Here is a 21,560-nt window from a genome sequence, read left to right on the forward strand (position 1 = left end):
AAGCGATTCTCTAGTTATCCGGACTGTCGATGGTCAACACCTGCTGCGCAGAGGTATCGCTGGCCAGCGGCTGACTGCGGCCGACCCACTCACCGGTGGTTGGCTGCCCCGCGCGCGATACTCGCGCAACCAGTTGGACTTGCGCAAAGGTCGACAGTTTCAGTTGCGGCAGCATTGCATCCGAATCACTCAGCTCAACCTCGGCAGGCAGGTCGGCCACCGTGATGCGCTTGACCGCGAGCGGCGCGGCCGGGCCATTGATGGCACGGGCGAAAATGAACACGCTGTCAGTCGGCTGTACTTTTCCTTTGAGTGAGTCAGCCAACTCGACACGCACTTTAAGTGCCTTGGCCTTCATCGGCTGTCCAGCAAGGTGCTCTCGGGCGCGGGCAATTCCGCCTTCCAGTGCCGAACGCGATGCGTCCTGAGCAGGCAACGCCGCCAGCAGCCGGGTCCAGTAATCCACCGCTGCCTGATAACGCTGCGTTTCAAACGCGGCGATCCCCAGCAGACCCAGGCTGGTGACCTCTTTGGGATCGGCCTGCAGCGCTTCATCGGTCAGCGCTTGCACCTGCGGGGTGAAGTGCTTGTCGCTGGCAAAATACACGGCCTGCGCCCATTGCCCGAGCAACTCCGGCTGCCTTCCGGCCAAGGCAACCGAACGCTCGAACAGGCGTGCAGCATCGCCGGGACGATTCTGCGCCATGTAGCTGCGCGCCAGAAAATACAGGTTTTCGGCCGAATCCGGCTGGGCCTGCACGCTGCGCTCCAGACGCCGGGTCATGTCGGCCAGCGAGGTCGGCGGCTGAGCAAATTCACGACTCAGCTCGACGCGGTCACTCGCCCCCAGAGTCAGATAACCCGCCAGCCCGAGCAGCGGCACCAGTACCGAAGCCAGCAACAAGGCAGGCCTGCCCAGCCGGGAGCTGCGAGCGGGTTCGGCGCCTTCGGTGTCGGCAAGCAACTCGCGGGCAGCTTCGGCGCGCGCGTCCTGCAACTGTTCTAACGACAACACGTCCTGCTGCTGTTGCGCCTGCAACTCGGCCAGTCGCTCCTGATACAGCGCCACATTCAGCGCGGTGCGGTCTTCCTCACGCTGCGCACGATGGCCGCGCAGCACCGGAATCAGTAAAAAGCCCAGCGCCACCAACAGCAACGCGCCGATTGCCATCCAGAAGTCAATCATGCGCGGTGATCGTCCAGCAGTCTGGCGAGGCGCTGTTGCTCATCATCGGATAATTGCGCCGCGTGTTCAGGGAGCTGCTTGCGACGACGCACGACGATAAAACCGATCACCACAACGCCGCCGAGCAACAGACCGGCCGGGCCGAACCACAACAGCCAGGTGCGCGCACTGAGGCTTGGCTTGTAGCGCACGAAGTCGCCGTAGCGGTCGACCATAAAATCGATGATCTGCTGATTGCTCTGCCCTTCACCCAGCATGCGGTAGATTTCCTTGCGCAGGTCGGCGGCGATGGGTGCATTTGAATCGGCGATGTCCTGATTCTGGCATTTGGGGCAACGCAGCTCGCGGGTCAGTTCGCTGTAACGAGCGCGCTCGGCGTCGTCACGAAAGGTGTAGGCATCAATGGCCGCCTGGGCAATACCGTATGGCAACAGGTTCAGCAGCAAGACGAAAAGCCAGCGCCTCATGGTCTGCCCTCATCAACCAGCGCCTGATAGCGCGCCGCGAGTTTTTCACGCCAGACCGCATCGTCGACAACGCCGACGTGTTTGTAACGAATGATGCCCTGACGGTCGATCAGAAAGGTTTCCGGCGCGCCATACACGCCGAGATTCAGGCCCAACGTGCCCTCGTCGTCGCGGATATTGAGCCGGTAAGGATTATGAAATTCCTTGAGCCATTTGATTGCATCGGCGTTGACGTCCTTGTAGTTCACGCCGTAGATCAATACGCCCTGCTGCGCCAGACGAGTGAGCACTGGATGCTCTTCCCGGCATGCCACACACCAGGTGCCCCAGACATTGACCAACGCCGGTTTACCCAACAAATCGGCACGACTCAACACTCGGTCGCCCTGCACTTCGCGCAACGAAAACGCCGGAAACGGCTTACCGATCAGCGCCGAGGGCAGTTCGGCAGGGTCCAGGTACAGGCCGCGATACAGAAACGCTGCTACGCCGAGAAACAGCACCAGCGGAAGTAACATGATCCAGCGTTTCATAGCGCAGCTCCCGACATGCCCAGCGCTTCACGCACCCTGCTTTTGACTTGGGTGCGATAACGGCGGTCCAGCGCCGCCAGCACACCGCCCAGCCCGGTCAGCAACCCACCGAACCAGATCCAGCGCACGAAGGGTTTGACGTGAACCCGCACCGCCCAGGCGCCATTGCCCAATGGTTCACCCAGCGCCACGTACAGGTCACGGCTGAACCCGGCGTCGATGCCGGCTTCGGTCATCATCGACTGTTGCACGGTGTACAGGCGTTTTTCCGGGTGCAGTTCGGTGAGCTGTACGCCGTTGCGCAGCACGCGAAGCGTGCCGCGATCCGAAATAAAGTTTGGCCCTTCATAGTGCTTGGCGCCCTCGAACACGAACACATAACCGCCCAGTTCAGTGGACTCGCCGGGGGCCATGCGCAGGTCGCGCTCGGCACTGTTCTGGCTCGACAAGACCACACCCAGCGCGCACACCACGATGCCCAGATGAGCCAATTGCATGCCCCAGTAACTGCGGGCCAGGCTGCTGGCGCCCTTGAGCAGGCCCTTGTGACGCGTCTTGTCAAACAGGTCGCGAAGCCCGGCCAGCAACACCCAGGCGGCGAGCATGAAGGTTGCCAGCACCGCCCACTGGAAATCACCCATGACCACCCCGGCGATCACCGCCAACAACGCGCTGCCAATCAGCACCGGGGCGAGCATGCCCAGCAGCCACTTCAGCGGCGTGTCCTTCCAGCGCACCAGTACGCCGACTGCCATGACCGCCAGCAACACGCCCATCAACGGCACGAACAAGGCGTTGAAATAAGGCGGGCCGACCGACATCTTGGCGCCGCTCATGGCGTCGATGACCAATGGATAGAGCGTGCCGAGCAGGATCATTGACGCGGCAACCACCAGCAGCAGGTTATTGCCGAGCAACAAGGTCTCCCGCGACCACAGGCCAAAGCCGACGTGGCTTTTCACCACCGGCGCACGAACCGCGAACAGGGTCAGCGAGCCCCCGACCACGACCAGCAGGAACATCAGGATAAACACGCCACGCGCAGGGTCCGAGGCAAAGGCATGCACCGAGGTCAGCACCCCCGAACGGACCAGAAACGTACCCAGCAGGCTCAGGGAAAACGCCGCAATCGCCAGCAACACCGTCCAGCTCTTGAACACGCCGCGCTTTTCCGTGACCGCCAGTGAGTGAATAAGCGCGGTGCCGACCAGCCACGGCATGAACGAGGCATTTTCCACCGGGTCCCAGAACCACCAGCCGCCCCAGCCCAGTTCGTAATAGGCCCACCATGAACCGAGGCTGATACCGATGCCAAGACAGGCCCAGGCGACCAGCGTCCACGGTCGCGACCAGCGTGCCCAGGCAGCGTCAAGTCTCCCGCCGAGCAAGGCCGCAATGGCAAACGCAAAGGCCACCGAAAAACCGACGTAACCCATGTACAGCATCGGTGGATGCACGATCAGGCCGATGTCCTGCAACAATGGGTTGAGATCACGACCGTTGGCGGGCATCTGCGGCAACAGACGTGCGAAAGGATTGGAGGTGAGGATCAGAAACAGCAGGAAACCCAGGCTGATCATGCCCATCACTGCCAGCACTCGCGCCAGCATCTCTTGTGGCAATTGCCGGGAAAATACCGACACTGCAAAGGTCCAGCCGCCAAGGATCAGCGCCCAGAGCAGCAACGAGCCTTCATGCGCGCCCCATACGGCACTGAACTTGTAGTACCACGGCAGCGCGGTATTGGAATTCTGCGCCACATAGGCGACGGAAAAGTCGTCGACCATAAAGGCGTAGGTCAGGCAACCGAAGGCGAAGATCAGAAAACTGAACTGCCCCCAGGCTGCCGGGCGTGCGAGGCTCATCCACAGTCGGTCGCCTCGCCAGGCACCGATCAGCGGAATGATCGCCTGCACCAGCGCAAAGCCCAGCGCCAGAATCATGGCCAGGTGGCCGAGTTCGGGGATCATCGATCAGTCTCGCTTGCGGGCACGCTCACAGGGACAAAGGGCGCAGCCGGTGCTGGCTGGCCGTTTTCGCGCAACGCCTTGGTCACTTCCGGCGGCATATACTTCTCGTCGTGCTTGGCCAGCACTTCATCGGCCACCACTACGCCCTGAGCATCAAGCTTGCCCAACGCCACGATGCCCTGCCCTTCGCGGAACAGGTCAGGCAGGATGCCACGATAGGTGATGGTCACCGACTTGTTGAAATCGGTGACCACAAAGCGCACGTCCAGCGAGTCGGCGGAGCGCTGCAACGAGCCTTTTTCCACCATGCCACCGGCACGAATACGGGTATCCAGCGGTGCCTCGCCATTGGCGATCTGGCTTGGCGTATAGAACAGATTGATATTTTCCTTCAGCGCGCTGAGCGCCAGGCTCACGGACAGGCCGACACCGAGCAGCACGGCAAGAATGATCAGCAGACGCTTTTTGCGCAGCGGCTTCACGGCCTGTTCTCCCGCTTCAAGCGCTGCGCCTGTTGCTTTAAATACCGCCGCCGTGCCAGTAACGGCAGCGCCACGTTGATCAGCAACACCAACGCACATAGGCCGTAAGCCGACCAGACAAACAATCCGTGACGGCCCATGGCGATAAAGTCGCTGAATGATTCGAAGCTCAAGGCCTGTTCTCCGGCTGCGCAGGCATTTGCCCCAGGCTGCGCATCACCTCCGCCTTGACCCACTGGCTCCGCGATTCGCGGCGCAGCACTTCAAGCCGCATGCGCAATGCCAGCACCACGCCGAAAAAACAGTAGAAACCCAGGACCGTAAACAGCAGCGGCAGCCACATTTCGGCAGGCATCGTCGGTTTTTCCGTGAGGCTGAACGTGGCGCCCTGATGCAGGGTGTTCCACCACTCCACCGAGTATTTGATGATCGGGATATTCACCACGCCAACGATAGCCAGTACTGCGCAGGCCTTGGCCGCGCTGTCGCGGTTGCTGATCGCATTGCCCAGCGCGATCAGGCCGAAATACAGGAACAGCAGAATCAGCATCGACGTCAGACGCGCATCCCAGACCCACCAGGCGCCCCAGGTCGGCTTGCCCCAGATCGCCCCTGTCGCCAGCGCCAGCGCGGTCATCCAGGCACCAATGGGCGCGGCGCAGTGCAGCGCGACATCGGCCAGCTTGATCTTCCACACCAGCCCGACCACGCCGCACACGGCCAGCATCACATAGCAGGACTGCGCAAGCAGCGCGGCAGGCACATGGATGTAGATGATCCGGAAACTGTTGCCCTGCTGGTAATCCGGCGGCGCGAACGCCAGGCCCCAGACGATGCCGATACCCAGCAACAGACAGGCGGCGACACTCAGCCACGGCAGCAAGCGTGCGCTGATACGGTAAAAACCTTTCGGCGAGCCGAGGGTATGAAACCAGGCCCAACCGATGCTGCTTTTCATAGCGTCGCTTTTCATCAGGTGTTTCCAGGGTTTTGCAGGGCATCGGCAGTACCGATCCCGGAACCTCGATTATTCACCGACGCTGATCTTCAGGCCGGCAGCTATTGCAAAGGGTGTCAGGGTGATCGCCAGAGCCGTCAGGCTGCCCAACCATAAAAGGTAGCCGGTCACGGGCATGCCCTGCAGGGCAGCTTGCAGCGCAGCACTGCCCAGGATCAGCACCGGGATATACAGCGGCAGGATCAGCAAGGCGAGCAACAGGCCGCCGCGCTTCAAACCGACCGTCAACGCCGCGCCCACTGCGCCCATCAGGCTGAGCACCGGCGTGCCCAGTAACAGCGACAGCATCAGCACCGGCAGGCAGCTCACCGGCAAGCCGAGCATTAACCCCAGCACGGGCGACAACAGTACCAGCGCCAGCCCGGAAAAAACCCAGTGTGCCAGTACTTTGCTCAGAACCAGAAGCGCCAAAGGGTACGGCGAAAGGACCCACTGTTCCAGCGAGCCGTCCTCGAAATCGCTGCGAAACAGCCCGTCCAGCGAGAGCAGCACGGCTAACAGGGCCGCGACCCAGACCAGTCCGGGCGACAAGGTTTGCAACAATTGCGCGTCCGGGCCAATGGCCAACGGGAACAAGGCAATCACCAGTGCAAAGAACACCAGAGGATTGACCAGCTCTGCCGGGCGACGCGCCAGCAGTTTTGCTTCACGCACCATCAACAATACAAAGACAGTGCTCATGCTGAACACTGCGCCAGATCAAGCTCGCGATAACCCGCGGGCGAGCGACTCAAGGTGTGGTGAGTGGTCATGACGACCATGCCGCCCTGCTCACAGTGTTCTGCCAGATGATTTTCCAGTTGGGCGATGCCTTGCCGGTCGAGCGCGGTGAAGGGTTCATCAAGCATCCACAACGGCGGGCCAGGCAAATACAGGCGCGCCAGCGCCACCCGACGCTGTTGTCCGGCCGACAACGTGTGGCAGGGCGCGTCCTCGAAACCGGTCAGCCCGACCGAACCCAGCGCCTGCACAATAGCGTCGGAACTGGCTGGCTGATGCAAGGCACACAGCCATGCCAGGTTTTCCAGCGGCGTAAGCAGGTCTTTGAGCGCCGGCGCATGGCCGATCCACAACAGGTTGCGGCCGGGCTCTGCACGCTGCCGGTCGAGCGGCTGGCCGTTGAGCAGTACCTGCCCGGCGGTCGGCTGCATCAACCCGCACAACACCCGCAGCAGGCTGGTCTTGCCGCAGCCATTGGGGCCGCTGACCTGCAACATCTCGCCGGAACGCAGTTGCAGATCGAGGTTTTCGAACAGCACCCGCCAGTCCCGCTCACAGGCCAGAGCCTTCGCTTGCAAAAATGGGGGGACCGGGATCATTGGGCATTTCCAGTGCTGTTGCGTCGCGAAATGTGCCAAAACAGACACATACGGAGTGAAAGACGGTTCAAGTCGGGATTGATGCAGCCGTTACATGAAGAGAAGTTAATGGCGCCCGGCCCGGTTTCGGCCGGTATTATACATGCGAGTCCTGTTATCAAAGGGGCAATTTCCTCAGGTCGATATTTCAATGACAGGCGACATCACCAGCGTTCCGGCGACAGCCCCCATCACGACACTGCTACGCGCCGGTGTTTCTCCTGCACAGGTCCTGACCCTGCTGCATTCTTCGGAAAACCTGATTCCCGAAGGCGAAACCGTCGACGCCGAAGTGCTGACCCTCAAGCAGGTCAACCAGAATTTCCAGTTGCTGCTGCGCCTGGTACTGGCCAACGGCACCCAGACCAATTTGCCGGTCAGCAGCAGCGTGCCGTTCACCCCCGGCAGCCTGCTGCAAGTGGCGCAGGCGTCGTCCAATGAGCTGACCCTGAGCCTGCAACAACTCAACAACGCGCTGAAGAACTCGATGACCAGCATCGACACTCGTCAGTTGCCCGCGGGCACGCTATTACAGGGCAAGGTGCTGACCAGCCAGGAACTCAGCCCGGCGACCAATCCGACGAACGTCCCCAACCCGGCCGCGACGACGCCCACTTATCGCTCCATCGTCATGCTGCTCAACACCGCATTGGCGGGTTCCAGCCTGACCATCGAAAGCCCGCAGCCATTGACCGTCGGCAGCCTGCTCAGCGCTCAGGTGCAGGGCAGCCAGGCCTTGAACTTCGTCGCCCTGCCCAGCCGGTTCGATCAACTGGCGCTGGCCCAGCAACTGACCACCCAGCAAAATCGTCAGGGCTCGCTGGAAAACCTGATCAACGCCCTGCAAAACCTGCCGGGCAGTAATCCGCTCAATGGCAACCCGGCCAGTTCTCCGATCAGCGCCCAGCTGCAAGCCAGCATCGCCCAGTTGCTCGACGACCTGCCCGACATTCAGCAAATGACCACGCCTAAAGGTGTCGCTCAGGCCCTCAACGCCAGCGGCGCGTTTCTGGAGGCAAAACTGCTCGCCGGTCTGAACCCGATGCAAGCCCCGGACATGAAGGCCAATCTGATGCGCCTGATCAGTCAGATTCTGCCAGGGCTGCCGGAAAATCAGTCCTATGGTGCAGCAGCGGCTTCAAACACCCTGGCGCGCGCCATGCCCAATGCGATGCGCTATGCGCTGGGAACGCTGGGCATGGTTGCCGCACGCACGCCACCAGGCAGCTTCCCGCTGCCGTCGCGCAATGTCAGCGGCGGTGAGCAGGAAGAGGATCTGGAGATCCTGCTGAAGCTGGCCGCAGCCGCCGTTTCACGTTTGCAAAGCCATCAACTGGGCGGGCTGGAGCAGACGCGTACCAATGCCGACGGCACCCAGGTGACCACTTGGCAACTGGAAGTGCCTATGCGCAACGCCCATGACATCGTCCCGTTGCAGGTAAAAGTGCAGCGTGAAGACAAGCCGGACCCGGAAAGCGGCGAAGAGCGGGACAACATAGAGATCACCGAGAACCGCGAAAGACTCTGGAAAGTCGATCTGGCGTTTGATCTCGAGCCGCTGGGGCCGATGCAAGTGAATGCGCAACTGCTGCGTGGCACGTTGTCCAGCCAACTGTGGGCCGAACGCCCCGACAGCGCCGCGCTGATCGAACATGAACTGGGGTATTTACGCGAGCGGCTGACGGCATGTGGTCTGACGGTCGGTGAGCTGGCCTGCAACCACGGAACTCCGCCGCAGGGACCACGCACTGCCCTTGAACAACGCTGGATCGACGAGAACGCCTGATGACACAACCTGACCACAGCCCGCGCCAGGCAATCGCCCTCAGCTATGACGGCCAGAGCGCGCCGACCCTCAGCGCCAAGGGTGATGACCAGTTGGCCGAAGCCATTCTGGCGATTGCCCGGGAATACGAAGTGCCGATCTACGAGAATGCCGAGCTGGTCAAACTGCTGGCCCGCATGGAGCTGGGTGACAGCATTCCCGAGCCGCTGTACCGCACAATCGCCGAAATCATCGCGTTTGCCTGGCACCTGAAAGGCAAGTTTCCGGTGGGTCAGGACCCGGACGCGCCGCCCGTGGAACGCGACATCACGCCACGTTGGTGACGGCAGAAGCGCTCACCGGCTTCACAGCGCAATCGGCTTGCGCCCGGCAAACGAGTGCGCCAGGGTGCCGCCGTCGACCAGATCCAGTTCGCCACCCAACGGCACACCATGGGCAATACGCGAAGCTACCAGGCCTTTGTCGTTGAGCAACTGGGCGATGTAGTGCGCAGTGGCCTCCCCCTCCACTGTCGGGTTGGTGGCCAGGATCACTTCGGTGAACGTGCCCTGCTGAGCAATACGCTCCATCAGTTGCGGAATACCGATGGCGTCCGGACCCAGACCATCCAAGGGCGACAGGTGACCCTTGAGCACGAAATAGCGACCGCGATACCCCGTCTGCTCCACCGCGTACACGTCGGTTGGCCCCTCGACCACGCACAATAGCGTGTCGTCGCGACGTGGATCGGCGCATTGCGGGCAGAATTCTTCCTCAGTCAACGTGCGGCACGAGCGGCAGTGACCGACGCCATCCATCGCCTTGCCCAACGCCAGCGCCAGCCGGGAGCCGCCGCTGCGGTCGCGCTCCAGCAGTTGCAACGCCATGCGTTGTGCGGTTTTCTGACCGACACCCGGCAGCACGCGGAAGGCATCGATCAACTGGCGAATCAGGGGGCTGAAGCTCATGGAGAAAAATCCGACAAAAACACAAGACGCGGTTTATACCCGTGCGTTGCCGTGAGCGTCAATTGAGGTGTGCAACGCTGCGACCAACAGGCGCGTTGGCCCGTCGTGGAATCAAACCTTCAACGCCGTCTCCAGAAACTCCGTCAGCGCCTGAACTCTGGCACTGCGGTGCTTGCGCAGCGGCACCAGCAGGCTGATCGGCGCGCTGGCCAGCTGCCAGTCAGCGAGCACTCGCCGCAGATTGCCGCTGGCGATGGCATCGCTGACATCCCATTGCGAACGCAGCACGATGCCCTGTCCCTGCTCGGCCCAGCGCCGCGCCACCGAGCCATCGTTGCTGAGTAGCGCGGGCTCGATGCGCAGGGTCTTTTTCGTCTGGCCCTTGCTCAGGTGCCAGAGGGTGACGTCCTCGTCGTTTTCGCGGATGCAGATACAGCGATGGCCAGCCAGCTCGTCCGGCGTCGAAGGCACGCCGTGCTGCTCAAGGTAGGCCGGGCTGGCGCACAGCCAGCGGTGGTTCTGCGCCAGAGGTTTGGCGATCCACAGGCTGTCGTTGAGGCTGCCGATATGAATCACGGCATCGCTGTCGTGACGATCTGGCCACGGCGTTTCGCGCAGGTCCAGGTGCAGGCACAGCTGCGGATGCAGTTTGGCGAAGCGCGACAGCAGCGGCGCGATACGCTGACGCCCGTAGCCGAACGGCGCGGCCAGGCGCAGGGTTCCCACCAGTCGCTCGTCGCGCTGTTTGAAGGATTCCGGAAGCGCCTCCAGTTGTTCCAGCAGGTGCGCGCTTTCCCGGGCGAACCGCTCACCATCGGCGGTCAGGCTCAGGCGTCTGGCATCACGATTGGCCAGGGTGATGCCCAGTTGCGTCTCCAGCTTGCGCAGGCGCATCGACAGCGCTGGCGGCGAGACATTCAGGACGCGGGCGGCAGCGCTGAGGGACTCGCAACGCGAGAGGGTCACGGCCAGGCGCAGATCTTCGATGGCAATCATTCAGTTCAGCTTAAGGATTGATGACAATTCATTGAACCACAGCTTCATCATCCGTGAGTAGAGTGCTGCTCGTACCCCGCCCTGCGAGCCTTGCCCATGTCAGCCTCTCTGTCCTCTCTTGATACGCCTGTTGCCCTGCTGGATGTGCCCCGTATGCAGCGCAATATCCAGCGCATGCAGCAGCGCATGAATGAACTGGGCGTGCGTTTACGCCCGCACGTCAAGACCAGCAAATCGCTGCCGGTCATTCAGGCACAGATTGCCGCAGGTGCCAGCGGCGTTACGGTTTCTACCTTGAAGGAAGCCGAGCACTGCTTTGCCGAAGGCATCAACGATGTGTTCTATGCCGTCGCCATTGCCCCCGGCAAGCTGGATCAGGCCTTCAGGTTACGGCGCAACGGCTGCCGCCTGAGCATACTTACTGATAGCGTGGTGGCGGCTCAGGCCATCGTCGCCTTTGGCCAGCAGCATGACGAGCGCTTCGAGGTGTGGATTGAAATCGATTGCGACGGCCACCGTTCCGGGCTGACCGTCGCCGACAGCGCGCTTATCGATGTGGCTGGAACACTGGTCGACGGTGGCATGCAACTACGCGGGGTCATGACCCACGCGGGCTCCAGCTACGACCTCGACACGCCGGAAGCCTTGCAAGCCCTGGCCGAGCAGGAGCGTGTGCTGTGTGTCAGCGCCGCCGAACGCATTCGTGGCGCCGGGCTACCCTGCCCTGACGTCAGCATCGGCTCCACGCCCACGGCGTTGTCTGCGCAAGGTCTGGAAGGCGTAACCGAAGTGCGGGCTGGCGTGTATGTGTTCTTCGATCTGGTGATGCACAACATCGGCGTGTGCCGGGCGGACGAACTGGCCTTGAGCGTGCTGACCACGGTTATCGGGCATCAGCAGGACAAAGGCTGGATCATCGTCGACGCAGGCTGGATGGCGATGAGCCGGGATCGCGGCACCCAGCGCCAGCGACAGGATTTCGGTTACGGTCAGGTCTGCACCGACAGCGGCGAGTGGATCGACGGCGCACGCGTAACCGGGGCCAATCAGGAACACGGCATTATCACCCTGGCTGCGGGTGACAGCGCGAACCTCACAGACCGCTTCCCCATCGGCAGCCGTTTACGCATTCTGCCCAATCACGCGTGCGCGACCGGTGCGCAATTCCCGGACTACCACGCCTGCGACGCCGAAGGCGCAGTGCACACCTGGAGTCGTCTGCATGGCTGGTGATATCGAACTGATCCGCACACCCTCTGCGGCAGCGCCGGGCGGGCATTATTCCCAGGCGGTGCTGCATCAGGGCACGCTGCATGTTTCCGGTCAATTGCCGGTACGCGCCGACGGCAGCCACAGTGTTGATGAACCGTTTGAAATTCAGGCGGCCATCGCACTGGATAACCTGTTTGCCATCCTCGGTGCTGCTGGCTGTGGTCCGAATGATCTGCTCAAAGTCACGGTGTACGTCGCAGGCATCCGGCACTGGCCCGCCTTCGACCGGATCTATGCGGGTTATCTGGGTGAACACCGTCCGGCGCGCGCGGTGGTGCCGGTGCCCGAGTTGCACCACGGCTACCTGATCGAGATCGAAGCCCTGGCGCGCGCCGCACGATGAACAGGATCGGGAGCACCTGATGAACCCACAGAAAAGCGATGTTCTGATTATTGGTGGCGGCTTCATGGGCTCGTCATCGGCGTTTTTTCTGCGCCAGCACGGCCGCTCGGTGACCTTGCTGGAACGTGACCAGATCGGCCAGTACGCCAGCGGCGTGAACTTCGGCAACGTGCGCCGCCAAGGGCGATTTCTCGGCCAGCTGGAACTGTCCAATCGCTCCTGGGCGCTGTGGAAGCGTTTGCCGGAATTGATCGGTGAAGACCTGGAATTCATTCCCAGCGGCCACATGCGCGTCTGTTATCGCGAAGACGAGATCGCCGAACTGGAAGCCTACGCAGCTGCCCCGGAAGCCCGCGAACTGGATTTACAGGTGATCAGGGGCAAGGCACTGCATGAGCGCTTCCCGTTTCTCGGCCCGCAAGTCAAAGGCGGCTCCTACGCGCCCCATGACGGGCACGCCAACCCGCGTCTGGCAGCGCCCGCCTTCGCCCGGGCAGCGATCCGCGCCGGGGCAAGAATCGAAGAACGTACCGAGGTGGCTGAGGTGCAGAAGGTCGGCGGCGAGTTTCAGGTCACTACCACCGACGGGCAATTGTTCGTCGCCGAGCAACTGCTGATCACTGCCGGGGCCTGGGCTGCGAAGCTGGCCGAGCAGTTCGGCGAGCCGGTGCCCCTTGAACCGAACGGCCCGCAGATGTCGGTGACCGAACCGGTGCCCTACGCCCTGCCCACGGTTATCGGCGTGTTCACCAGGATCAAGGAAGAGGTGATCTATTTCCGGCAGATCCCGCGCGGCAACATCATCATCGGCGGCGGCAATCGCAACAAGCCAGACATGCTCAACCGCCGCGCCTATTTCAAGCCGGAAAGCCTGATCAATCAGATGAAGCAGATGAGCCGCCTGCTGCCTGGCGCAGAGAAGCTGAACATCATCCGCGTCTGGAGCGGAATTGAAAGCTACACGCCGGATTCACTGCCGATCATGGGCCGCAGCGGCAAGGTGGACGGCCTGTTCTACGCATTCGGTTTCTGCGGCCACGGTTTCCAGCTCGGCCCTGGCGTCGGCGACGTGATGGCCGAGCTGATCAGCACCGGCAGCACTCGCACGCTGATCAGCCCGTTCGATATCCGCCGTTTTACCGACCCTGGCGCCATCGAGATGCCCTTTGTCTCCAGCCTGATGAGTGCAGGCAAGCTGATATGAGCCAGACCGATCACCCAATTCATTTTCAAGGAGACGCCATGCCCGCCACGTCAGAATCCCGTTATCAGTATCGCCCAGTGACTGCTGCGGATATGCCGGCAGCCCATGCGCTCTCGGTTCACCTCAAATGGCCACATCGTGAAGAAGACTGGGCGATGGTGCAGCGCACCTCCGAAGGCTTTGTCGCCGAATGTGACGGGCAACTGGTTGGCGTAGCCTTCACCTGCCATCAGGGCGACTGGTCGTCGATTGGCCTGGTGATTGTCAGCGACGAGCATCAGGGCAAGGGCATTGGTCGTCACCTGATGAATAGCTGCCTGCAAGCCACAGCACCACGCACGCCGATCCTCAATGCCACGGAACTGGGCGCGCCGCTTTACCGGAGTCTTGGTTTTGTCGATTTCGCCCGAATTCAACAGCATCAGGGTATTCCTCGGTTGCCTGAAACCGGAATTGCGGACGACGGTTTGCAGCTTCGCACGTTAGGTCCGGATGATCATCCGCAACTGATCCGGCTGGCTAATGCAGGCAGCGGCCTGGACCGCACTGTCGTGCTGACCGATCTGCTGTGGGATGCCGAGCAGGCGCTGGGTATCGAACATGACGGCCAGTTGCAGGGCATCGCTCTACTGAGGCGCTTTGGTCGTGGGCATATCATCGGTCCGGTGGTCGCGCGCGATGTCGGGCAGGCCAGGCAGTTGATCAGCCACCTGCTGCGACTCATACCTGAACAGTTTGTGCGCTTCGACATTCTGGCTGACTGCGGGCTGGCCGGATGGCTGGAAGGAATGGGCCTGCCCTGTGTCGACCGCGCGCCGCGCATGGTGCTCGGTACGCCTCCGCCAGCGAGTCCGGACGTGCAGCAGTTTGCGCTGGTAACTCAGGCCATCGGCTGAAATCAGGTCGAATTGCGGGCCGAAACAGGTCCGCCATGTCAGCGGGCTGCATACAGCAGATTATTCTTTGCGGCCCTGAAGTTAGACGCTTTTTAGCCAGAACCCTTTGTTAGCTTATTGATATCAAATCATCATTGCTCCGGGGAGCCCGCTGGATGACCACTCAGTCCTTGAACAGCCATTGCGTTGATCCGCACACGTCGCAGAAACTCTATATCGACGGTCAATGGTGCGCCCCGCTCAACCCGGCCAGTATTCCGGTGATCAACCCGGCGACCGAACAAGTGGTGGCGCATGTCGCCAGTGGTTCTGCCGCCGATGTCGACCGTGCCGTGGCAGCGGCGCGGGCAGCCTTTGCAGGCTGGTCCGCTACCTCACCAGCGTTGCGGGCAAAGGTCATCGGCCGCATCCATGAATTGATCATCGAACGCAAGGAAGAACTGGCACAGGCGATTTCGCTTGAAATGGGCGCTGCCATCGGCTCGGCCCGCGCCATGCAGGTGCCGCTTGCTGCCGAACACGTAAGGGTCGCACGCGATCTGCTGGCGACCTATCGCTTCCAGACGGTGGAAGGCGGCACGGCCATCAACCGCGAAGCGATCGGTGTCTGCGGGCTGATCACGCCATGGAACTGGCCGCTCTATCAAATCACCGCCAAAGTCGCTCCGGCTATTGCTGCGGGTTGCACCGTGGTGCTCAAGCCCAGCGAGCTGTCGCCATTGAGTGCCCTGCTGTTTGCGCAATTGGTGCATGACGCCGGTCTGCCGCCGGGGGTGTTCAACCTGGTCAACGGCAGCGGCGCGGAAGTGGGTGGCGCAATGGCTGCGCACCCGGATATCGACATGATTTCGATCACCGGTTCCAACCGCGCAGGCGCGCTTGTTGCTCAGGCCGCAGCGCCGACTGTGAAGCGGGTCACGCAGGAACTGGGCGGTAAATCACCGAATATTCTGCTGCCGGATGCCGACTTCGCCAAGGCGGTGCCACCGGGTGTGATGGCTGCCTTCCGTAATGTCGGCCAGTCATGCAGCGCACCCACCCGGATGATCGTGCCCAGAGACCGTCTGGCAGAAGTCGAAGCGCTGGCTGCCGAGACGGCGAAAACCATTATCGTCGGCGACCCGCAGTCGGAAGACACCGTGTTGGGCCCTATCGCCAACGAAGCACAGTTCCATCGCGTGCAGGCAATGATTGAGGCAGGGATCAGCGAAGGCGCGAAACTGGTCTGCGGCGGTCCAGGGCGTGTGCAAGGACACGAGCAAGGCTTCTTCACCCGACCGACAGTGTTTTCCGAGGTGGACTCATCAATGCGTATTGCCCAGGAAGAAATCTTCGGCCCGGTGCTGTGCCTGATTGCCTACGACACGATTGATGAAGCGGTCGCGATTGCCAACGACACGGTGTACGGGCTGGGCGCACACGTGCAAGGTCAGGACCTTGAACAGGCGCGCTCGGTGGCTTCGCGCATCCGCGCCGGCCAGGTTCACCTGAACTACCCCGCCTGGAACCCGATGGCCCCGTTCGGCGGCTACAAACGCTCGGGCAATGGCCGCGAATATGGCGTGCATGGGTTCGAAGAGTATCTGGAGATCAAGGCGATTGTGGGGTTTGGCCCAGTTTGACCGGGCTAACGCTCCTGCTGATGCACCGCGTTCATCGCTATACCTGAGGCTCGATAACCCCGAAAAATCGGGCTACCTCAACTATCGTGCGACGCTCCGCGTCGGCATGCCGTTCTGGACGCTCTGCGTCCGATCTTGGGCAATGCCGCGCGGAGCATTGGCACGAGAGTCAGTCTGGCTTCAAATTTATGTATAAGAAACGCAGGCAGAAAAATGCCAGGCACCTGGCCTGGCATTGATCATCACGCAACCCGCCGTCAGAACGGCAGTTTCATGCCCGGTGGCAGTTGCATGCCGGCGGTCATGGAGGCGGTCTTGTCCTGGCTGGCCTGTTCGATCTTGCGCACGGCGTCGTTGACGGCGGCGGCGATCAGGTCCTCCAGCACTTCCTTGTCTTCCTGCATCAGGCTGTCATCCAGGTTGATGCGCTTGACGTCGTGACGACCGGTCATCACCACGCTTACCAGGCCTGCGCCCGATTGACCGGTGACTTCTGCGTTGGCCAGTTCTTCCTGCATCTTGGCCATTTTTTCCTGCATTTGCTGCGCCTGCTTCATCAGGCCAGCCATGCCACCTTTCATCATGGGATATCTCCTCGAAAATGGATGGTTCGTTTGCACGGCGCCAAGGGCGCCAGATCTGGGTTATGGAGTCTGCACCGCAGGCGCATCCACCGGTTTGATCGTGTCTTCCCGAATCACAGCGCCAAATTGTTGCAGCATCTGCTGGATATACGGATCAGCCTGAATCGAGGCTTCGGCCTGGCGCTGGCGTTCGGCACGCAAGCGCGAGGCGGCCTGGGCAGGGGTTTCCTGCTCGGGCTTGATCAGCTCGATACTCAGGTTGATCGTACGCCCATGGTACTGGTTCAACGCATCGTTCAGGCGGCGCTGCTGGGTCGAGTTGAACAGCGCGCTGTGCGCCGGGTCGAGGTGCAGCAGCCAATCGTCGCCATTGACCGCGATCAGCGTGCAGTTGGCGGCGATGCTACCGGTCATGCCGGAAATCGGCAGCTTAGGAAACACTTCCAGCCATTCGGCAGCAAGACCAGTAGCTGGCATGGCAGCAGGTGCCGGCTCTGGCTCGACCGCCTCCAGCTCGACCACGCTTTCATGCGCCAGTTCGTCAAGGTAGCTGTAGGACGCCGGATCGATGTCGATGTCCGGCTCGACGTAATCGTCGTCCGCTGGCGGCTCGTCATCGCGATCCATCGGCGCTGACAGGTAGGCGGAATCAGGAATCGCTTCGAGCATCGCTGGCGTGGCCTGCGGCTCCTCGACCGGTTGCGAAGCCTCGGCCTCCGGCGCATCCGGCACAGGGCTGGCTGGCGCAGGGGTCGGCATCGGCGTGAGGTCGGGCTGCTCGGAAACAGTTTCCAGCACTGGCTCGGCTAGCGGTTCGGCGTCTGGCTCGTCTGGCGCTGCCTCGGGCGTCTTTTCGGCAACCGGCGCTTTGGGTTCATTCCACGGCAGATCGATTTCTTCGACCGGCTCGGGCTTTGGTGCCGACGGTACGACCGGCTCGGGTTTGACAGTGGCCGCCTGCACTGGAGCAACCGCCGGCGGCAGCGCCTCAAAAGCAGGATCAGGAGCCGCCATGACTGGCGCTACCTGCGTCGCCGATGTAACAGGTGTCACATCAGCCACTGTTTTTTGGGAATCAACCGTGGCCTGGCTGATCCCCACCGGCTTTAGTGGCTGCCTGGGCGCGTCTTCGCTGTCGGCCGGTCGGAACGCCAGCATGCGCAGCAGGACCATCTCGAAACCGCCACGCGGATCAGGGGCCAACGGCAGGTCGCGTCGGCCGATCAGGCCCATCTGGTAATAAAACTGTACGTCTTCGGCAGGCAGCGCCTGCGCCAGGGCCAGCACCCGCTCGCGGTCGCCATGCCCGTTGTCGACGCCTTCAGGCAAGGCCTGGGCAATCGCCACGCGGTGCAGCACGTTAAGTATTTCCGAGAGCACGCCGCTCCAGTCAGGCCCCTGCTCGGCCAGGTGGCGCACCGCCTCCAGCACACCGCGCGCATCGCCTTCGAGCAACGCGGTCAGCACATCGAACACCTGACCATGATCCAGCGTACCGAGCATGGCGCGCACGTCGGCAGCCATCACCTTGCCTTCGCCGAAGGCAATCGCCTGATCGGTGAGGCTCATCGCATCGCGCATCGAACCGTCGGCCGCGCGCCCCAACAGCCACAGTGCGTCGTCTTCGAAAGGCACGTTCTCGACGCCCAGCACGTGGGTCAGATGCTCGACCACGCGCTCCGGCGTCATGTTTTTAAGGGAGAACTGCAGGCAGCGCGACAGAATGGTCGCCGGCAGTTTTTGCGGATCGGTGGTGGCGAGGATGAACTTGACGTAGGGCGGCGGCTCTTCCAGCGTCTTGAGCAAGGCGTTGAACGAGTGGCTGGACAGCATGTGCACTTCGTCGATCAGGTAGACCTTGAAGCGGCCACGACTGGGCGCGTACTGCACGTTGTCCAGCAGCTCGCGGGTGTCTTCGACCTTGGTGCGGCTGGCGGCGTCGATCTCGATCAGGTCGACAAAGCGGCCTTCGTCGATCTCCTTGCACACCGAACAGGTGCCGCAGGGCGTCGAGGTGATGCCGGTTTCGCAGTTCAGGCACTTGGCGATGATCCGCGCGATGGTCGTCTTGCCGACGCCCCGCGTACCGGTGAACAGATAGGCGTGATGCAGACGCTGACTGTCCAGCGCGTTGATCAGGGCCTTGAGCACATGAGCCTGGCCGACCATTTCGCGGAACGAGCGCGGACGCCATTTACGTGCAAGAACCTGATAACTCATTGAAAACCGTCGCGACTGGTAAGCGGAAGACCGCCAATGCTAGCCGAGCAGGGGCAAAATTGCATCTGGTGTCCGTCTCTATTGTGTCTACGCTAGGCAAATGAATGTATTGACGCGTCATATTCCGGCTTTTGCAACGCTGCGGCCACTGCGTGGAATCGCGGCGGCTTTGCTGTTGCTGTGTGCCTGTACTGGCAATGCTGCGCAGCCCCCGCTGCGCTTTGCAGTGAACGAGGGCTGGACCATGCCGATGATGCAGATCGTCAACTACCAGCCGCGCTCCGGGATCCTGTTCGACATCATGCAAAGCATCGCGCATCACGTCGGCCTTGAAGCCGAATACCACATCATGCCGCGCACGCGTATCCAGCAGGCGCTGGAGCGCGGCGAGGTGGACATGTATTGTTACAGCGCCCAGGCGTGGTATCCGGACCTGTCCGGCGATTACCTCTGGAGTGCGCCGATCCTTTACCAACGCGACTGGCTGGTCGCCTCCGCCGAAACCGCTGCCGGTCCGCACCCCGAGCAGTTCGACAATGAAACCGTGGGCACAGTGCTCGGTTACAACTACCCTGCCCTGCAACATCTGTTCGACAACCATCAACTGGTCCGTGAAGACGCACGCACCCAGACGCAGACCCTGGGCAAGCTCATGGCCGGACGCTACAACTACGCAGTGAGCAGCGAGTTGATCCTCGAATGGGTCAACAAGAGCTTGCCGATCGGCAAGCGACTCAAGCCCATCTCGCTGGTCTCCGAGCAGCCTGCTGCGTGCATGATCCGCAATGACAGCAACCTCCCGGTAGGCAGGATCCTGCGCACACTGGTGCAGATGCAGCAGTCAGGCGAACTTCAACAAACCATCGACCATTACACCGCCTTGCCGGCGCAATAACCTTCAGATTCGCTGTCGCAAAACCGTCATGTTTCACCGCTAACCTCGCCTGAAATCTTTGGTAACACATAACCTCAGGCAGGTATCAGGCGATGAGCGATAGACCAGACGACGAAGACAACAACGAAAACCCCAGCCGTCGTCGCTTTCTCGGCGGGATGGCAGCACTGGGCGCAGGCGTCACGCTCAGCGGCTATGTGTCGGCTCACGAACGGCCGCCTGCCGAGCCAGACCGGCATCACCTCTCCGGACCGGCATTGGACCGGGCCTTGCGTGAAAACGTGAAAACGGTGGTGGTGATCTACGCCGAAAACCGCAGCTTCAACAATCTGTTCGGGGATTTCCCCGGGGTGCAGAAGCCGCTGTCTTCGCTCAGGCCTGCCGAGTATCAGCAGCGCGACCGCAACGGCACGTTGCTCGACAAGCTGCCGCCAGCCTGGGGCGGGGTATTGCAGGTCGGGCCTCAGACGGTCGACGGCGTGACCTATCCGGTCGGCGTGCAGTTTCAGGAAAACCTGCCCAACGCGCCCTTCCCGCTCAAAGGCCCGAATGCCGAAGACCTGCCGCTGAGCCTGGTGACCCGTGACCTCTGGCACGTCTTTTACCAGAACCAGATGCAGATCAACGACGGCAAAAACGACCGGTTCGTGGCCTGGGCCGATGCTGGCGGACTGACCATGGGCAACTACGCGCAGAGCCAGTACTCGCTGCGCCTGTGGGACGTCGCCAGAGAGTTCGTACTGTGCGATAACTTCTTCCAGGGCGCATTTGGCGGTTCGTTCCTCAACCACCAATACCTGATCTCGGCCACCGCGCCGACCTATCCGAACGCCGCCGATTCGGTTGCAAAGTCGCAGATCGCGTCGCTGCAGAGCATGAATCCGCTGGACTCACGCCTTAAACCGCTGGACAAGTCACCTGCCAGCGCCATGGAAGGTCCGCCGCAATTCGGCCCCAGCGCGATCACGCCGGATGGCTACGCGGTCAACACCATGGCCCCGCCGTACTGGCCCACCTGGCTGCGCGACCCACAGAACCCTGATTACTCGAAACCGGACCTGGCCAACGTGCTGGTGCCGCAGAGCCACGAGCATATCGGTGACAAACTGTCGAAAAGGAATGTCGACTGGGCCTGGTACGCCGGCGCCTGGCAAGTGACGCTCGACGAGTTCAAGGACTCTACCGGCATCCCGAAAATCCCTAACTTCCAATACCACCACCAGCCGTTCAACTACTTCAAACAGCAAGGCCCGCAGAACCCGACCGAGCGCAAAAAGCGTCTGCGTGACGGTGGTCTGGGTGACGAGTCGAGCACCAACCGCTTCCTGGCCGATGCCGAAGCCGGCAAGTTGCCAGCCGTGACCTTCTACAAACCCCAGGGCAACCTGAACATGCACGCCGGTTATGCCGACGTGGCCTCGGGTGACCGACACATCGACCGGGTCATCAAGGTACTGCGCAACAGCCCGCAGTGGGACAACATGGTGATTGTCGTCACCGTGGACGAAAACGGCGGCTGGTGGGACCACGTCGCACCGCCAAAAGGCGACCGCTTTGGCCCCGGCACGCGTATTCCGGCATTGGTCATTTCACCCTTCGCCCGCAAGGGCAAGGTGGACCACACGGTTTACGACACCGCGTCGATCCTGCGCCTGATTACCCGCGTCCACGGTCTGGAGAAACTCGACGGCCTGAAACGCCGCGACGAAGCCATGATCGCGCGCGGCCAGACGCCCATGGGCGACCTGACCAACGCGTTGCACTTTCCCGCCTGACAAAGC

The 21,560-nt window shown here is 61.8% G+C and carries 22 protein-coding genes; 9 read left to right on the top strand and 13 right to left on the bottom strand.

Going from position 1 to position 21,560, the window contains the following annotated elements:
• Window positions 1-10: 10 nt before the first annotated feature.
• From ccmI to ccmA, 9 genes are read right to left on the bottom strand one after another with little or no spacing between them, the layout of a single operon-like run.
• Window positions 11-1,186 carry a c-type cytochrome biogenesis protein CcmI gene (ccmI, locus tag N018_RS16665; protein WP_025390260.1) on the bottom strand — a complete coding sequence of 392 codons (1,176 nt, stop codon included), beginning with the start codon at window positions 1,184-1,186 and terminating at the stop codon, window positions 11-13.
• Entirely contained in the window at window positions 1,183-1,653 is a 471-nt protein-coding gene (locus N018_RS16670; protein ID WP_025390261.1) for a cytochrome c-type biogenesis protein, read from the bottom strand. Before N018_RS16670 ends, ccmI begins: the two co-directional genes overlap by 4 nt.
• The gene (locus N018_RS16675) at window positions 1,650-2,186 is read right to left on the bottom strand and encodes a DsbE family thiol:disulfide interchange protein (protein ID WP_025390262.1); all 537 of its coding nucleotides are present in this window, start codon (window positions 2,184-2,186) and stop codon (window positions 1,650-1,652) included. Before N018_RS16675 ends, N018_RS16670 begins: the two co-directional genes overlap by 4 nt.
• Window positions 2,183-4,156 carry a heme lyase CcmF/NrfE family subunit gene (locus tag N018_RS16680; protein ID WP_025390263.1) on the bottom strand — a complete coding sequence of 658 codons (1,974 nt, stop codon included), beginning with the start codon at window positions 4,154-4,156 and terminating at the stop codon, window positions 2,183-2,185. Before N018_RS16680 ends, N018_RS16675 begins: the two co-directional genes overlap by 4 nt.
• Window positions 4,153-4,638 (bottom strand): cytochrome c maturation protein CcmE, encoded by a 486-nt coding sequence (gene ccmE, locus N018_RS16685; protein ID WP_025390264.1) that lies wholly within the window; start codon window positions 4,636-4,638, stop codon window positions 4,153-4,155. The genes N018_RS16680 and ccmE overlap by 4 nt, the downstream gene beginning before the upstream one ends.
• A complete protein-coding gene (gene ccmD / locus N018_RS16690) occupies window positions 4,635-4,811 on the bottom strand; it encodes a heme exporter protein CcmD (RefSeq protein WP_025390265.1) in 177 nt (58 codons plus the stop codon). The genes ccmE and ccmD overlap by 4 nt, the downstream gene beginning before the upstream one ends.
• Window positions 4,808-5,611, bottom strand: coding sequence for a heme ABC transporter permease (ccmC, locus tag N018_RS16695; protein ID WP_025390266.1), 804 nt, complete (start codon window positions 5,609-5,611; stop codon window positions 4,808-4,810). Before ccmC ends, ccmD begins: the two co-directional genes overlap by 4 nt.
• 54 nt (window positions 5,612-5,665) lie before the next feature.
• A complete protein-coding gene (gene ccmB, locus N018_RS16700) occupies window positions 5,666-6,337 on the bottom strand; it encodes a heme exporter protein CcmB (RefSeq protein ID WP_025390267.1) in 672 nt (223 codons plus the stop codon).
• Window positions 6,334-6,975, bottom strand: a complete 642-nt coding sequence (gene ccmA, locus N018_RS16705; protein WP_025390268.1) for a cytochrome c biogenesis heme-transporting ATPase CcmA — start codon at window positions 6,973-6,975, stop codon at window positions 6,334-6,336. Before ccmA ends, ccmB begins: the two co-directional genes overlap by 4 nt.
• 190 nt (window positions 6,976-7,165) lie before the next feature.
• Here ccmA and fliK point away from each other — a divergent pair, with 190 nt between their 5' ends.
• Both fliK and N018_RS16715 read left to right on the top strand, forming a co-directional pair.
• Entirely contained in the window at window positions 7,166-8,800 is a 1,635-nt protein-coding gene (gene fliK, locus N018_RS16710; protein WP_025390269.1) for a flagellar hook-length control protein FliK, read from the top strand.
• A complete protein-coding gene (locus N018_RS16715) occupies window positions 8,800-9,123 on the top strand; it encodes an EscU/YscU/HrcU family type III secretion system export apparatus switch protein (RefSeq protein ID WP_024647434.1) in 324 nt (107 codons plus the stop codon). Before fliK ends, N018_RS16715 begins: the two co-directional genes overlap by 1 nt.
• Window positions 9,124-9,144: 21 nt before the next feature.
• On the opposite strand, the gene recR is transcribed toward N018_RS16715, so the two are convergent.
• Complete coding sequence (recR, locus tag N018_RS16720) at window positions 9,145-9,747, bottom strand: recombination mediator RecR (RefSeq protein WP_024647435.1); 603 nt, start codon at window positions 9,745-9,747, stop codon at window positions 9,145-9,147.
• Window positions 9,748-9,858: 111 nt separating this feature from the next.
• A complete protein-coding gene (locus N018_RS16725) occupies window positions 9,859-10,743 on the bottom strand; it encodes a LysR family transcriptional regulator (protein WP_025390270.1) in 885 nt (294 codons plus the stop codon).
• A 96-nt stretch (window positions 10,744-10,839) separates the two neighbouring features.
• Here N018_RS16725 and N018_RS16730 point away from each other — a divergent pair, with 96 nt between their 5' ends.
• The 5 genes from N018_RS16730 to N018_RS16750 all read left to right on the top strand — a co-directional run bounded on the left by N018_RS16730 (window position 10,840) and on the right by N018_RS16750 (window position 16,080).
• Entirely contained in the window at window positions 10,840-11,976 is a 1,137-nt protein-coding gene (locus tag N018_RS16730) for a DSD1 family PLP-dependent enzyme (protein WP_025390271.1), read from the top strand.
• Entirely contained in the window at window positions 11,966-12,358 is a 393-nt protein-coding gene (locus N018_RS16735; protein ID WP_024647438.1) for a RidA family protein, read from the top strand. The genes N018_RS16730 and N018_RS16735 overlap by 11 nt, the downstream gene beginning before the upstream one ends.
• A gap of 19 nt (window positions 12,359-12,377) precedes the next feature.
• Complete coding sequence (locus tag N018_RS16740; protein WP_025390272.1) at window positions 12,378-13,562, top strand: NAD(P)/FAD-dependent oxidoreductase; 1,185 nt, start codon at window positions 12,378-12,380, stop codon at window positions 13,560-13,562.
• Window positions 13,563-13,600: 38 nt separating this feature from the next.
• Entirely contained in the window at window positions 13,601-14,458 is an 858-nt protein-coding gene (locus tag N018_RS16745) for a GNAT family N-acetyltransferase (RefSeq protein WP_038401859.1), read from the top strand.
• 155 nt (window positions 14,459-14,613) lie between these two features.
• Window positions 14,614-16,080 (top strand): aldehyde dehydrogenase family protein, encoded by a 1,467-nt coding sequence (locus tag N018_RS16750; RefSeq protein ID WP_025390274.1) that lies wholly within the window; start codon window positions 14,614-14,616, stop codon window positions 16,078-16,080.
• Between the two features lie 257 nt (window positions 16,081-16,337).
• Here N018_RS16750 and N018_RS16755 read toward each other — a convergent pair whose 3' ends face one another.
• Complete coding sequence (locus tag N018_RS16755; protein ID WP_002552818.1) at window positions 16,338-16,664, bottom strand: YbaB/EbfC family nucleoid-associated protein; 327 nt, start codon at window positions 16,662-16,664, stop codon at window positions 16,338-16,340.
• A 60-nt stretch (window positions 16,665-16,724) separates the two neighbouring features.
• Window positions 16,725-18,884, bottom strand: a complete 2,160-nt coding sequence (dnaX, locus tag N018_RS16760) for a DNA polymerase III subunit gamma/tau (RefSeq protein WP_025390275.1) — start codon at window positions 18,882-18,884, stop codon at window positions 16,725-16,727.
• Between the two features lie 100 nt (window positions 18,885-18,984).
• On the opposite strand from dnaX, the gene N018_RS16765 reads away from it, so the two are divergent.
• Together N018_RS16765 and acpA are read left to right on the top strand one after the other, a co-directional pair.
• A complete protein-coding gene (locus N018_RS16765) occupies window positions 18,985-19,779 on the top strand; it encodes a substrate-binding periplasmic protein (RefSeq protein ID WP_025390276.1) in 795 nt (264 codons plus the stop codon).
• Between the two features lie 92 nt (window positions 19,780-19,871).
• Window positions 19,872-21,554, top strand: coding sequence for an acid phosphatase (acpA, locus tag N018_RS16770; protein ID WP_025390277.1), 1,683 nt, complete (start codon window positions 19,872-19,874; stop codon window positions 21,552-21,554).
• Window positions 21,555-21,560: the final 6 nt, after the last annotated feature.

Source organism: Pseudomonas syringae CC1557 (genome assembly GCF_000452705.1).
GTDB classification, from domain to species: Bacteria; Pseudomonadota; Gammaproteobacteria; order Pseudomonadales; family Pseudomonadaceae; genus Aquipseudomonas; species Aquipseudomonas syringae_F.